Annotated in this window: 13 protein-coding genes, 3 tRNA genes and 1 pseudogene; 12 read left to right on the forward strand and 5 right to left on the reverse strand. The window is 46.4% G+C overall.

The features are described 5' to 3' along the window. Window positions 1-227 precede the first annotated feature (227 nt). The 5 genes and pseudogenes from JRI46_02670 (at window position 228) to JRI46_02690 (ending at window position 5,075) form a co-directional block, all read left to right on the forward strand. The gene (locus JRI46_02670) at window positions 228-1,505 is read left to right on the forward strand and encodes an ABC transporter substrate-binding protein (GenBank protein ID MBW2038491.1); all 1,278 of its coding nucleotides are present in this window, start codon (window positions 228-230) and stop codon (window positions 1,503-1,505) included. A gap of 107 nt (window positions 1,506-1,612) precedes the next feature. Continuing rightward, window positions 1,613-2,497: a branched-chain amino acid ABC transporter permease gene (locus JRI46_02675; protein ID MBW2038492.1), complete on the forward strand. Its 885-nt coding sequence runs from the start codon at window positions 1,613-1,615 to the stop codon at window positions 2,495-2,497. Between the two features lie 92 nt (window positions 2,498-2,589). Continuing rightward, window positions 2,590-3,510: a branched-chain amino acid ABC transporter permease gene (locus JRI46_02680; protein MBW2038493.1), complete on the forward strand. Its 921-nt coding sequence runs from the start codon at window positions 2,590-2,592 to the stop codon at window positions 3,508-3,510. Between the two features lie 2 nt (window positions 3,511-3,512). Continuing rightward, a pseudogene (locus tag JRI46_02685) lies at window positions 3,513-4,256 on the forward strand (ABC transporter ATP-binding protein). Window positions 4,257-4,349: 93 nt separating this feature from the next. Beyond that, a complete protein-coding gene (locus JRI46_02690) occupies window positions 4,350-5,075 on the forward strand; it encodes an ATP-binding cassette domain-containing protein (protein ID MBW2038494.1) in 726 nt (241 codons plus the stop codon). A gap of 33 nt (window positions 5,076-5,108) precedes the next feature. Here JRI46_02690 and JRI46_02695 read toward each other — a convergent pair whose 3' ends face one another. Further along, window positions 5,109-6,764 (reverse strand): AMP-binding protein, encoded by a 1,656-nt coding sequence (locus tag JRI46_02695; GenBank protein MBW2038495.1) that lies wholly within the window; start codon window positions 6,762-6,764, stop codon window positions 5,109-5,111. Window positions 6,765-7,050: 286 nt separating this feature from the next. On the opposite strand from JRI46_02695, the gene JRI46_02700 reads away from it, so the two are divergent. The 7 genes from JRI46_02700 to JRI46_02730 all read left to right on the forward strand — a co-directional run bounded on the left by JRI46_02700 (window position 7,051) and on the right by JRI46_02730 (window position 10,586). Then, a complete protein-coding gene (locus tag JRI46_02700) occupies window positions 7,051-7,278 on the forward strand; it encodes an AbrB/MazE/SpoVT family DNA-binding domain-containing protein (protein ID MBW2038496.1) in 228 nt (75 codons plus the stop codon). Beyond that, entirely contained in the window at window positions 7,275-7,676 is a 402-nt protein-coding gene (locus JRI46_02705) for a type II toxin-antitoxin system VapC family toxin (GenBank protein ID MBW2038497.1), read from the forward strand. Before JRI46_02700 ends, JRI46_02705 begins: the two co-directional genes overlap by 4 nt. 105 nt (window positions 7,677-7,781) lie before the next feature. Then, on the forward strand, window positions 7,782-9,062 hold the full coding sequence (gene serS / locus JRI46_02710; protein ID MBW2038498.1) for a serine--tRNA ligase: 1,281 nt from the start codon (window positions 7,782-7,784) through the stop codon (window positions 9,060-9,062). 109 nt (window positions 9,063-9,171) lie between these two features. Next, a tRNA-Ser gene (locus tag JRI46_02715) sits at window positions 9,172-9,260 on the forward strand. 219 nt (window positions 9,261-9,479) lie between these two features. Next, window positions 9,480-9,573, forward strand: a tRNA-Ser gene (locus JRI46_02720). 19 nt (window positions 9,574-9,592) lie between these two features. After that, window positions 9,593-10,405, forward strand: a complete 813-nt coding sequence (locus JRI46_02725; protein ID MBW2038499.1) for an NTP transferase domain-containing protein — start codon at window positions 9,593-9,595, stop codon at window positions 10,403-10,405. A gap of 104 nt (window positions 10,406-10,509) precedes the next feature. Then, window positions 10,510-10,586: transfer RNA gene (locus JRI46_02730), tRNA-Arg, on the forward strand. A gap of 478 nt (window positions 10,587-11,064) precedes the next feature. Here JRI46_02730 and JRI46_02735 read toward each other — a convergent pair. From JRI46_02735 to JRI46_02750, 4 genes are all read right to left on the reverse strand, one after another. After that, entirely contained in the window at window positions 11,065-12,012 is a 948-nt protein-coding gene (locus JRI46_02735; GenBank protein MBW2038500.1) for a transposase, read from the reverse strand. 151 nt (window positions 12,013-12,163) lie between these two features. Further along, window positions 12,164-12,373 carry a tyrosine-type recombinase/integrase gene (locus JRI46_02740; GenBank protein MBW2038501.1) on the reverse strand — a complete coding sequence of 70 codons (210 nt, stop codon included), beginning with the start codon at window positions 12,371-12,373 and terminating at the stop codon, window positions 12,164-12,166. Window positions 12,374-12,394: 21 nt separating this feature from the next. After that, entirely contained in the window at window positions 12,395-13,213 is an 819-nt protein-coding gene (locus tag JRI46_02745; GenBank protein ID MBW2038502.1) for a type II toxin-antitoxin system MqsA family antitoxin, read from the reverse strand. A gap of 1 nt (window position 13,214) precedes the next feature. Further along, window positions 13,215-13,574 (reverse strand): hypothetical protein, encoded by a 360-nt coding sequence (locus tag JRI46_02750; GenBank protein MBW2038503.1) that lies wholly within the window; start codon window positions 13,572-13,574, stop codon window positions 13,215-13,217. Window positions 13,575-13,751: the final 177 nt, after the last annotated feature.

The following is a 13,751-nucleotide window of genomic DNA, read 5'->3' on the forward strand; positions in this document are numbered from 1 at the left end:
TTGGGGGGGTGTATTCGAGATCTGGAAAAATGCTCTGAAGATGGTCCTTGTGCACCATTTAGGTGCTTTATTGAAGAGATAGTTATGGTAATTGGGATTTTTGAAATTTTTGAGGAAACTTCTGGGATTTTTGAGCTTGACTTTTAAAAACAGAAAGGTAATATAACAGAACGTTTTCCAGAACACATAATGATTTTATAACCACTTTAACAATAAGGAGGTGTCTTATGAAGAGCAAGGTTTTTCGAGCAATCTTGGTTTTGTTTATAGCGGTAACAATGATAGGGGCTTTTGGGGTGATCAGCGCCAAAGCAGGAAAGAAGGGTAAACCTATAATTGTAGGATGTCCTGTTCCCCGGGCGAGTGCATATGGGCAAAATGGCGAACGGGGCATGATCTTAGCTGCAGAGGAAATTAATGCTGCAGGTGGGGTCAATGTCGGTGGTGTAATGCGTCCTCTTAAACTTGAAATAATCGATACCCGTGATGAAGAACCCGGTGTTCCTACTAGTGAAGTGCTTCTAGCAATAGAAAAGCTGATTTTACAAAAAAAGTCAGCTGTTATCGTTGGTGGTCCTTGCATGTCAGAGTGTGGAATTGCAGCTATGGATTTATACGCAAGGTACAAGATAGTAGATATAGTCTCCATTGGGTGTTATACACCCAGCTGGGATAAAAAGGTAGCCAGTGATCCTAAAAAATATAAGTATTCCTTTAGGGCTAGCGGCAGTGTTAAGTGGTATATAAAAGAGGGAGTTGATTTGCTCCATAAAATCAAAGAGCAGTACGGCTTCAACAAGATGTTCATATCCATCGACGACAGTCTGATGTGCCGTAAGGCCGCGGGAATTGTGGAAAAGCTCGCAGTAAAAGATGGCTGGGAAATCGTAGGCCACGACAAACATCCCATTGGTACCACTGATTACTCTGTAGCACTGAGCGAATGCAAGAAATCAGGGGCACAAGTTTTGTTTATGTGGGCCTATTCACCGGAAACTTCCATTCTCTTGAGGCAGTGGGCTGAGATGGAGGTGCCGGCACTACCCATTGGTTTCATCGGTGCTGCCGAGGACCCTGGTTTCTGGAAGGCAACCAAGGGCAAAGGCGCTTACACTGTGGTCACTCTTTCGGAGACTGGCTCTGTCCCCAGCAATGTAATGCCAAAGACCATGAAATTCTATAACGCCTTTAAGAAAAGGTGGGGTGTAGCACCTCGGAGCACTGGATGCGTAAGCGCCTATGAGGCACTTTTTGTATTGAAAGATGCCATTGAACGGGCCGGAACCCTTAAAAAAGATGCCCTGATAGCTGCCCTTGAGAAGACAAATCTTCCAGCTGTTCGGGGAACGATCAGGTTCGATCAAAACCATCAGATCATTTATGGCTATGATCCAAAGACGAGCGTATTAGGTTGTTGGATCCAATGGCAAGATGGTAAGAGGGTGTGTATCTTTCCAGAGGCAGCAGCCACTGGTACCATTAAGATGCCCCCTTGGCTAAAATGATATCAGTTCAAATAAATGATATTGGTTAGGCCCCCCGTCCCATGCTGGGGGGCCTATTTCTCTTAGACCCTCTTTGCTAGTTTCCTTAAATATAAGTAGTATATCAGATGCATATATTAATCTACGGAACAGTTAATAGTATTACATTTCTCCTGATAGCTGTTGGCTTTACCCTGGTCTATGGAGTAAGCAGATTGCCCAACTTTGCTCACGGCGCCTTATATGTTTTGGCCGGCTTTTTAACCTGGAGTTTCGTGAATGATTTAAAGATAAATTACGCACTAGCTATCATCCTATCCTTGGTTATTGTGGCATTTCTTGGCTTTATTATATACCGTTTAATTCTCATACGCCTAAGGGGTATGGCAACATCGGAGATTATCGCCTCATTCGCTGTTAGCTTAATCATACTGGAAGGTCTGCGCTTGCAAGGTATTGGCGGTTTCAAGGGCTTCATCGGTCCATTCTATGTTCTGGCGCCATTTATAGAAGGAAAAGTGAGCATATGCGGCGTGCTAGTGGACTTTCAGCGGCTTATCATAATAGGGGGAGGATTGCTAGTCGTAGCATTGTTGTGGCTCTTCACCCACCATACGAATATAGGGTTATCCCTTAGAGCCATAGCACAAGATGAACGTGCTGCCATGATGCTCGGAATAAATTCTGATCGAACAGCGGAGATATCCCTATCCATCGGTTCTGCCTTAGCCGGCCTGGCTGCTTTGATCATCCTTCCTCTCGGTAATGTCACAGCCGAGGCGGGATACAGGGTCTTAATCTACGCCCTTGCAGTATGCATCATTGGTGGACTTGGAAGTTGGGCAGGTGTGGTACTGGCATCCTTCGTGCTTGGCTTTGCCATGATAATTAGCACAACCTTGCTCGGGGCTGTATGGGAGTCAGTGGTACTTGTTGGAGCCATTATATTGATACTGATATTCAAGCCTTCAGGTTTTTTGGGAAAACAGAAAGAACTTGAGGAGAGGGTTTAATATTGGTCACAAGGGATAGGCGCAAAGAGAGGCTGGACAGAGGCATAAAGGTGCGAACCGAGGGCCTATATGCCATCTCTTCCTGGAGGGGAATGGCTTATCTTGTCATACCGAGGTTCGTCTTAATCGCGGGTCTACTCTTGCTTCCCTTTGTTTTGAGCATGTACTGGCAAAGGGTCTTATGCTCAGCGGGGGTCTACGCATTGCTAGCCCTGGGCTTTGATTTCTTGGCTGAATACGTCGGGCTGGTTTGTTTGGGTGGGGCCTTTTTCATTGGAGCTGGCGGATACATATCGGGGATCTTGAACGCCTATCTTGGCTGGCCACCAGTCCTGACTATCCCTATTGCTTCAGTTGCCGGAGCTGTGATTAGCACCTTGGTCTTACTCCCTTGCCTCCGATTACGAGGTATCTATTTTGCCATCGTTAGCTTCATGTTTCCACTATTTGCGGTTTATATCATCGTTGCACTAAATGTTTTCAGGGGTACCGAAGGCATCAGTGCCCTTGCAACCTTCCCCAATGTATGGGTTGACCAGTATCTTATACTGGGAATGGTTATCGTCTCGGTCTTTGCACTTAGAAGATTGGTCAACGAAGATGTTGGGTTGATTTTACGTGGCATAAAGGATAATGACCAAGCAGTCGAGGCCTCCGGTATTAGCATAACCTTATACAGGATTAAGGCAGTGTTCATAACATCGTTGATAGGGTGTTTTGCCGGTGCTTACCTTAGCCACCTTTATGGCTGGTTGGGTATATCCCTATTTGCTATGGACTTTTCTATACTCCCCATTGCCGCAGCTGTGATGGGCGGAATGGGAACCTTGGTAGGCCCGGTGCTGGGTGCCTTCATCCTAACCCCTATGTCCGAGGCATTGCGTGGTTTTGGCCAGCTCAGGGTAGTTCTCTATTGCCTCATCTTGATAGGCTTTATCGTATATAAGCCTGAAGGGTTAATGAACTACCTTCAGCGGAAGTATCATCAATTTGAGCATTGGATAGAGGTATAAGTATGGGCGAGGAATTTCTCCTCCAGGTCAAAAATGTTAGTAAGTCATTTGGGGGCGTTAAAGCAATAAAGGATGTAAGCTTTGCATTGTCCAAAGGCGAGATTCTTGGGGTCATCGGTCCCAACGGCTCTGGAAAGACAACGCTGGTGAATCTCATTACTGGTTTTGTAAAACCTGATTCAGGGGAGGTTTTCTTCAGAGGCAAAAAGATTACGGGCTTACAACCACATAAAATTGCTAACGTTGGGGTTACAAGAACGTTCCAAGTAATGAGACCATATCATAGCTTGTCCGCATTCAAAAACCTCGTTGTCCCTTTAAACTCACCGCGAGTTCGTGGAACTAAGGAGGGAAAGCTTGGAGACACAGATACAGTGGCTATAGATGTTTTAGAAGAAGTTGGTTTTGAACGCGATGCCCGTGTTCCATATAAAATTGCCGCATCTTTACCGCTTGGGTACCTTAAGCGTCTTGAACTTGCCAGGTGTATCGCGCTAAAGCCTGAGATAATAATATGTGATGAAATCTTTTCAGGTTTAAGCATGAGTGAGATAGCTAGTATGTTACCTCTCATAGAGAGGTTACAGATGGATGGCATTACATTACTTATGATAGAGCATAGATTGAGGGAACTATTCAGGCTGGTCAATAGGGTAATTGTAATGAATTTTGGTGAAAAACTTGCCGAAGGTGTCCCAGAAGAGGTAATGGAGAAACAAGAGGTTAGGGAGGCTTACCTGGGAGCAGGTCCCAGAAGGGGTCATCGAGAACTAAGAAGGCAGGAAGGATTACCTAAGAGCAGAGGTACTGAACCGATATCGTTAGAAGTTAAGGATCTTATGGTATTTTATGAAAATGCGATAGCCATAAATAATGTTAATATAAGGTGTCGCAAGGGGGAAATCACAGGGGCATTTGGAGCTAACAGTGCCGGTAAATCCACGTTGATGTATACCATTTCAGGAATAATACTAGACATAAAGAGAAAAGAAGAAATGAAAGGGGGAGAAAGGATAACAGTACTTGGAAACATAGAATATGATGGGTTGGATATCACCAATATGATGCCTAGCGAAAGGGCTGAGAGAGGGATTATTCTTTGTCCGGAAAGACGCAGGATCTTTCCAGAAAGCAGTGTATTAGAAAATTTGAAGATTGGCGGCCGTTTAGCTACAAGAGCTCAAGCCAAGAAAACACTTGATTTCGTTTTTACCATCTTTCCGGCCCTAAAGGGACTGAGAAAGAGAGAGGGAGGGTTTCTCAGTGGTGGTGAACAGCAGATGCTTGCCATCGGGAGGGCCTTGATGGCCCAGCCGAAGTTGCTCCTATTGGACGAACCTCTACTCGGGTTAAGCCCAAAAATAGAGGAAACGCTTGTTCAAGCAGTCGAAGAGATCAATAAGCAAATGGGAATTACGATATTGATCGCGGAGCAATATGCCAGGCCAATCTTGCCTATTATAGATTACGGCTATGTGCTGGAAAATGGGGGGGCTGTTTTGGAAGGTACTTCTCAGGAATTGATGGACAATCCGGATGTAAAATCCGCTTACTTTGGAGTTTAATTTATAGACCTTACAGAAATACAATAAATCCGTTTACACCTTAATTGATTTCTTTCCCTTCGTTAACCGTCTTCGCTCCTCATCCCTTATCTCTCGCCTCAAGAGCTTCCCTACCTTGGATTTTGGAAGCATATCTCTAAATTCTATATACTGTGGAATCTTATAAGGAGCTAGTTTTTCCCGGCACCATTTAGTCAACTCAGCCCCGCTTACACCCCTCGCATCTTCCTTAAGCACTACTATTGCCTTGATACGTTCTCCTACCTTGGAATCGGGAATACCCACCACGCATGCACCTATTACAGTGGGGTGATCTTGCAATACCGATTCGATTTCGGAACAGGAAACCCTATATCCCTTATACTTTATGACATCTGCACTTCTATCGACATAGTATAGTTGCCCATCACTCCCCATTCGGACATAATCATTCATACGGTACCAGATTTTACCATCGATCTTCACATATGAAACAGCAGTCTCTTCTGGCTTATTCCAGTAACTCTTTGAGATATATTCAGAAGTAACCAACAATTCCCCAGACGTGCCAGGAGGAACTTCTTCCAGACTTTCCGGGTCTACAATCTTGATCTCCCTGGATGGTAGCGGAAGCCCAATGCTCCCCGGAGTAGGCTCCCTGTCCAGAGGGCTCATCGCGGTAAAACCTACCTCGGTTGAACCGTATACTTGGTGTATTGGCACAGCAAACCTTTTTTTCCACCTGTTAAATACCTCGAGGGGAAGGACATCACCACCGCTCCAGCAGTATCTCAGTGAGCTTAAATCATAAAAGTCTAACCTATCATTTTCCAAGATCATACGGTAAAGGGTTGGTGCGCCCAAAAATAGAGTCCCTTTGTATACCTGTACCGCATCTAAAATGCTATCCACTTGAGGTATGGGCATCAATACAGCAGTATTCCCTTTAGTTAAAACCATTCCCAAAATGATCCCCTGGGCCATCTGGTGGAAAAGAGGATTCACCATGATGAATACATCATCTCCCTCTGAAATATAGTCCTTACCTGCTGCACGAATCTCATCAACGAAGGATACCATACCTGTATGGGTAGACATGCAGCCCTTAGGGAAGCCGGTAGTCCCTCCTGTGTATAATATGTAGCTGAGTTGAGTTCTTGGGTTGATGTTAATCTTTGGTGGCTGAGGTGGATATTTACGAATTAAGTCTTTGAAGAAATATATATTTTCACCTCGCTCAGTAATACCATCTGGTATTTTGTCAAACAAGATCCCGATGATACGCTTATACATAGGGAGTAGATCCACATAGTTTGTAATGATAGCCCTCTTTAGGCATGTTCCTGGAAAGACCTCTTTGATATATCTAAAATTCGTGTCCTGGCATAAGACAGTCTCGGCCCCAGCATCGTTGATGAGGTATCTTATCTCATAGGGTGTGTAAATAGGAGAGACCGGAACCGGTACAGCCCCAACCTGCTGAGCTCCGAAATATCCTATAAGGAACTGCGGGCAATTTGGAATATAAATCATAACCTTATCATTATCCCTGACGCCTAACTCATATAAAGCAGTTGCAAATCTATCAATGAGTTCTCTCATTCTCATATAAGAGAACTTTTCACCAAGATATATTATCGCTGGCTTGTCGGAAAATTTCTCACATGCCCGATCAAATGCACTAATTACGAGTTCATCATATGCTCCCATGATACCTCCTTATTGCATTGGCTCAATAACTTTTCCCAGGCAACAACCTCTTGAGAGAAACTTCACCATGCCGGTACAAGGAAATGGTTGATGGTAGCTCATCAAGGTTCCTTTATTAATACTAGGTTACAATTCTTAATTTGAAAGCAGTCCTCTGTGCACACCAATTATAGGTACTTCATGGAGTACTGTCAACAATTATGCATCCTTACCTCTTTCTTCTTTACTTCCCCTTAATTTTGTCTTACAATAATTTTAGAAAGTAAGAAAAAAGGGAGTGGGCTATATGGAAACGAGAGTAACCACCAAGGGGCAAATAGTGATACCTGCTGCACTGAGAAGGAGGCTGAAGATCCAAAAGGGTACGATATTTTCCGTTTCTGAGCGCGATGGCAAAATCATCCTTGAACCGATCTTTGATGATCCTATCAAGGCGGGTCGGGGTATGCTTTTGACTAGGGGAAAGGTCTTGAGACGGCTTATTGAGGATAGAAAGGCGGAGTCAGAGAGGTGAAGGATTATGTCTTTGACAGTTTTGCGATAATTGCATTCTTTGAGGATGAGCCAGGGGCTGATGAGGTGGAGAATGTGCTGAGGGAGTTGTATGAAAAGAAGGCCAGGGGCTGGATGAGCGTCATCAATTGGGGCGAGGTCTACTACAGTACATATCGTGAGCAAGGGCCTGATGCGGCCGAGGCGGTGGTGTTCCAATTAGCCAAGTACCCGATCACACTGGTGGACGCAGATAAGGGCCTGACTCGTGAGGCTGCTGAGTTCAAAGGAAAGTACCCCATTGCCTATGCCGACTGTTTCGCCCTTGCACTGGTAAAGAGGAAAAGGGCCGAACTTCTTACTGGTGATCCTGTTTTTGGTAAGATTCGGGAAGACATAAAGCTCCGCTGGATCGTTTAACCCCGCAGAGGGATATCTCTCAAGTTGGGTCTTACCATTTTGACTTTCGGTTGATTTCGTTTTACCCTATTATCGCTTGAGGAAGGTCAGAGGAGAGGATAAAAAGTGTTGGACCTGAAGTTTGTGCGAGAAAAGATAGATTTTCTCAGGGAGAAATTGGCCCAAAGGGGTGATGACCTTGACCTAAATCCCTTTATAAAGCTAGATCAACAACGCCGGGAACTGATCCAACAGGTGGAGGTCCTCAGGAGTCAAAGAAACCAGGTCACGGACGAAATCAGCAGGATCAAGAGGGAAGGGGGGGATGCGAAGGAGTTGATCGCCCAGATGCGCCAGGTATCCCAGGAGATCAAGGACCTGGAGGCCGTCTTAAAGGGAAAAGAGGAGAATATGCGACCCTTTCTCCTCACCATCCCCAACATCCCCCATGACTCAGTTCCCGTGGGCAGAACAGAGGAGGACAATGTGGAGGTGAGGAGATGGGGTGAGCCTTCCACCTTCTCCTTTGAGCCCAAACCCCACTGGGATATAGGCGAGGCCCTTGATATCCTCGATTTTAAAGGTGGGGCCAAGCTGGCCGGGGCCAGGTTCACCCTTTACAAAGATCTGGGGGCCCGGTTGGAGAGGGCCCTGATAAATTTTATGCTCGATCTGCACATCAGCGAGCACAACTACCGAGAGGTCCTCCCCCCTTTCATGGTCAACAGAGACGTGATGACTGGCACAGGGCAACTGCCCAAGTTTGAGGAGGACCTGTTCAAGATAGAAGGGACGGATTATTTCCTCATCCCAACGGCCGAGGTCCCGGTGACCAATATCCATCGGGATGAGACCCTCTCTGAGCACGACCTTCCCATCTATTATTGCGCATATACCCCCTGTTTTCGCAGGGAGGCGGGTTCTTATGGGAAGGATACGAGGGGAATTATACGCCAGCACCAGTTCAACAAGGTGGAGTTGGTAAAGTTTGCCACACCGGAGACTTCCTATGAAGAGCTGGAGGGTCTCCTTGTAGACGCTGAGGAGGTCCTGCAGAGGTTGAAGATCCACTATCGGGTGGTCGCCCTCTGCACAGGTGATCTTGGGTTTGCCGCCTCCAAGACCTATGATATCGAGGTATGGCTCCCTGGCCAAGGGGTTTATAAGGAGATATCCTCCTGCAGCAACTTCGAGGCGTTTCAGGCCCGTCGGGCCAATATCCGCTTCCGCCGGGGGGGTGTGAAGGGAACGGAGTTGGTCCACACCATTAATGGCTCGGGGTTAGCCGTGGGCAGGACTGTGGTGGCAATTTTAGAAAACTATCAACAGGAGGATGGAAGTGTGGTGATCCCTGATGCCCTGCGTCCGTACATGGGCGGCATTGCAAAGATCGAGCGGAAGACGTAAAATAAGTGAAATGGTTTGAGGAGTGGGTCAATCCCGTTTTAGAGTTTGAAAGAAAGAGCTAAAAGCTCAGGGCTAAGAGCAAAAAGTATCCCGCCATAGGCGGGATCCCGGAGGGATGGCCGAGTGGTTTAAGGCGGCGGTCTTGAAAACCGCTTCCCCCAAAAGGGGACGGGGGTTCGAATCCCTCTCCCTCCGCCAGAAAATTTGCTTTGCAAATTTTACGAGTTGCTTATAGCGATGAACTTGTAGCAGTTTGACTTAGTAGTACTTTAGGGGTATCATGATAAAGATTTAAGCCAGAACGTTGCAGAATGGGCATACGCCCTGGTTGCAGCAAGTGGCATCTTTACGAAACAAGCTGTAAGAAGAAAGCTACCTGCTAGAGGCTAAGGGTATCTCCGCAGTTGCGGGGATCGCGGAGAGATGGCCGAGTTAGGCTGAAGGCGCTCGCCTGCTAAGCGAGTATCCCGGGAAACCGGGATCGAGGGTTCGAATCCCTCTCTCTCCGCCATTTTTTTGTCTTTAGGGAGATGGAAAAGATCAGAAAAGGGATTATCCCCGCTGCAGGCATGGGGACCAGGATGCATTCCCTGGCGAGGGGGCAGATCAAGGAGATGCTCCTCATAGGGGGGAAACCGATGATCTCATATGCCGTCTGTGAGGCCGTCCTCTCTGGTTTGGAAGAACTATATATCGTGGTAAATGAACGAAAGGAATCCCTGCGCCGCTACCTCGAATCAGAGCAGTTACAGAAGGACTTACAAGCAGAGGGATGGAAGGGGAGGACTTTTTCTTTAAGGTTGACTTTTATAGATCAGCCGGCCCCCTTGGGGTCAGGTGAGGCCATATACAGGGTAAGGGAACTGGTAGGGGAGGAGCCCTTTGCCTTGATGATGCCGGACTTCATCTTCTTTGGCCGCACCCCTGCCTTGGACCAGATGATCCCTCTCTATCAGCGGTTTGAACTGGACACGATAGGGGTCCTCTCTCTGGGGGCAAGGGAGGCAAAGGGGTTCGGAAATGTCGGGATCATTGAGAAGAGAGAACGGAAGCCAGGGGTCGTGGAGGTCCGTGGCCTCTCGGGTAAACATCCAGGTGCTTTGATCCTCAAAGAAGATAAGAAGATCCTTAAGGGGGTTGGGAGGTGGATCCTCGGTCCTCACTTCTTCTCCTATCTGGAGAGGACCAAAGGCTGGGAGGAAGAATGGGATGACACCCCTGCGCTGCAGATGATCTGTGAGGAAAGGGAGGTAATGGGAAAGGTCTTGGAGGGGAGGGGTTTCGATGTGGGCAACCCCGTTGGTTACCGCGCAGCCCAGCGCTTTGCAGCAGGAGGGTCTTGACGCTGAAGTTTAAAGATGTTATTTAGAAAATAATCTTACTCGAATCCTTCTCCTCCCCTGGGGGGAGGGGATAAAGGGGAGGGGGAAATTAATTTTCAAAAAAAGCGCCCATAGCTCAGTTGGATAGAGCGACGGACTACGAATCCGTAGGTCGGGCGTTCGAGTCGCCCTGGGCGCGCCAGTGATTTCAAGGGGTTAGCCAATTGAGCCTAATCCCATTTTTACTATTTGCTACCATTTTGCTACCATCTCAAATTACCTTAGCCTTTTAAAGTTTAATGCGTATTTCCTGTTATCTCTGCTTCCCTCATATAGTTCTACATGACTTAGGTTATCCCTTAAACATTGAGTAATCTGTTTACGTTTTCGTTCTTCAATTTTACAACCTAGGTATATAGCTTCTATTTCCTGAGGCAAAAAGTCAAAAAATTCAAATAGCTTTCCATTATCTTCTTTTTTGCTACCAATACATCGCCATTCCTTTTCATATGCCCAGTGATCACTTTTAGTGCTCGCAAAACGAGGAAATAATTTGCTAGTATCTATTCGCTGTTGTCCCGTTATATGTTTAATCCAATCATCCATGCTAGCGATAACTGGAACACGAGTTTGATATTTGATTGGTACCGCTGCACACAGAGAAATATAAAGTGTCAGGTCTACACTATTGACTCCAATAATTGCTTGAGCTTCAACACCTCCTTGGATAGCTTCTCGTCTGCCTTCAGGATCTCCTCAAATCGTCGCGTGTTTTGGCTCACGCCTGAGGGACTGATCCCACCAAAAAACCCCCCGATTTCCCCCAAAGACCTCCCACTCAACCGATGACAGAGATACATCGCTGCCCTTCTCGCCTCAACCGCCCCCTTGCCAAATCTTTTCTCGCACTCCCTTAAAATGGAGGTACAATCTGGCCGCAAAGAAAGCTTCCCCAAAGCTGGAACATCACGATGGGAGGCCACCTTGCCAATCCATCTCTCCCTCACCCACGCCACAAACTCCTCAGAGCCCAAAAGGGTCGATGCGATCACCTTCTTTAGGGGATTCCCCACTTCCTCTCCCATTCCTTCCCTCACGTAATCCCGATACATCCTCCGAGCTCGCCTCTCATCCGAACTGAGCTGAGTCAATATGAAATCAACCCGCAGCCACCCCCACCTCTTTCCCTTGCCTACGTAATCTATATAACTGCTCCAAGGGTACTGCGAGGGATTATCCACTAAATGCGCCCTGAGCGGATTTAAATGAATGTAACGCGACAGTTCCCAGGCGTAGCTATCCCTTTCAACCAAAATAGCCCGGTACCGCCCCTGAAAAAGGTGGCCCACCCTCCCTGTATTTCGGTTGAAATAGTTGGTGTAACTGGTGTTCAAATGGTGAAGGATGACGTGGAGATTGCCCCTCGGGGTCTCCAGGAGGAGATGGTAGTGATTGGGCATAAGACAGAAGCAGTGAATCTGAGCCCCATATCTCTCGGTCGCTGATTCCAAGTAACCTGTAAATCTCTCATAATCCTCCTTTGCCAAAAAGATGGGCCTTCGTTCATTACCCCGGGAGGTGACATGGTAAAAAGCGCCAGGATACTCAATCCTCAATGGCCTTCCCATGAAGATTTTATATCAAATCAGATAGGTTTTGTCAATAGTGTAGGTCTGACACCACTGACACTCTACGAACTACCTAAAAGTGCTAATTGATGCTCAGGGTGGCCATTTTTGTCACCCAAAACAGACCCCCCCCAACTGGCTTGCAGCCCCCCTATTCACGGTATTCAACGGTATTCATTAGGTGGCCGTAGATATCCATTGTCACATTTATACTGCTGTGGCTCAAGTGACTTTGAATGTACTTGGGATGCTCCCCTTGAGCGATAAGCAGGTTTGCATAGGTATGTCTCAGGTGGTGGAATTGAATCTTCGGTAACTTTGTCCTTCTCAATGCGCGGGGCCCTCCGCTAGCCCCCCACATTCAGTGATTACGGCTTGCTAATTATATCTCCGTCAATTCTGCCGAATTGGTATACGGAATAAGTTCTCCCGAGGTCTTTCTCTCCCAAACTATTTCATTGTGAGTGGCTTGATATACCATGCTCTTTTTAGGAAAGGTTTTTGCAATTCTAGTGATAATCCTTTTTTCTTCAACTGTAAGTGGTTCAGCCATTGTCTCGTCAGCATTCTTTATCTCATCAATCAGGTCTCGATAGTTATTAAGCTGTGGACCCCACGGGAGCCGGGCATAAGTAGAGCCGGTCATACTTTCCCCTAGCTCCCGAAAAGCCACCATATCTGCATACCACAAATACTTTGCTGCGTAGAGCATCCTGTCGTTCTTTACCAAAAGCCTTTTTCCCAGGATAGACTCAAATTGCCTCAAGACGAGTTTTATTCTTGGTATTGATAATACTCGGTTACCTGTATAAATATCTCCAACTGTCTGACCCTGGAGGGCTGTACGCAGGGCCTTGTCCATAGATTTGCTTTGGATCAGCCCCCCTTCCCACCTCTTTATGCTAGCGATACCAACACTCATCCGCCTTGCAAGATCGTCTTGGGTTAAGCCCAGTTTTTTTCTACGTTCCCGTATTTCCTTGCCTGTCAGCAGACCAACCATTTTACGGTAGGCATCTGAAATCGCTCTCTGAGTGGCAGCCGCCTGGTCGATTGTACCCACCTCTATGCCGCAAACCAGGCATACGTAATATTCTGCTTGAAAAGTTATATCAACACCACGAAACGTTATACTTTTATCCAATTTCTTAATCTGCATTGCCCCGTGGCCATTTGGGCAGTTCATAGCATTTTTCGTCATTTTATTCTCCCTCTCTATGCTGGTGAAAAGATACAAGCCACATTTTGTCATCTTTGAGCGTAAACTTTAAATAGACCTCACAACCCAAACGCTTACTTACCCATCTAAAAGCGAAGAGCTCGCAATCCTTAATTTTGTCCTCATAAGAACGTTGCGGAGGTCTTTGCCCTGCATAATCAGGCGGCGTTATTTCATTCAATACCTCATAAAGGACATTTTCAATATCTTCGATAAGGTGGCCTAGTTCCAAGGCATCGGCAGCAATGGAGACTGGATCTACAATACCAATGCGATCTTCTAATACTGCTTCCCTTGCCTGTCTGATCTTGTTGTTAAGTTCCTTATGAGAAGGTCTTTTCATTTAAAGTATGGTATCAATTGATGCCTTTGTCAAGCACTTTTTGCCTTTTTATATCACTTTAGCTCTTTTATGCCACTTCCAACATACTGAGCATTAAAAAACCTTTAGTTTGCAGTAAGTTATCGATTTACTCGCTTTTTATAAAAATCATGCCAGAAAACCCACAAGCTTGCTTGT

This window comes from Deltaproteobacteria bacterium (assembly GCA_019308925.1).
Classification (GTDB): Bacteria; Desulfobacterota; B13-G15; order B13-G15; family RBG-16-54-18; genus JAFDHG01.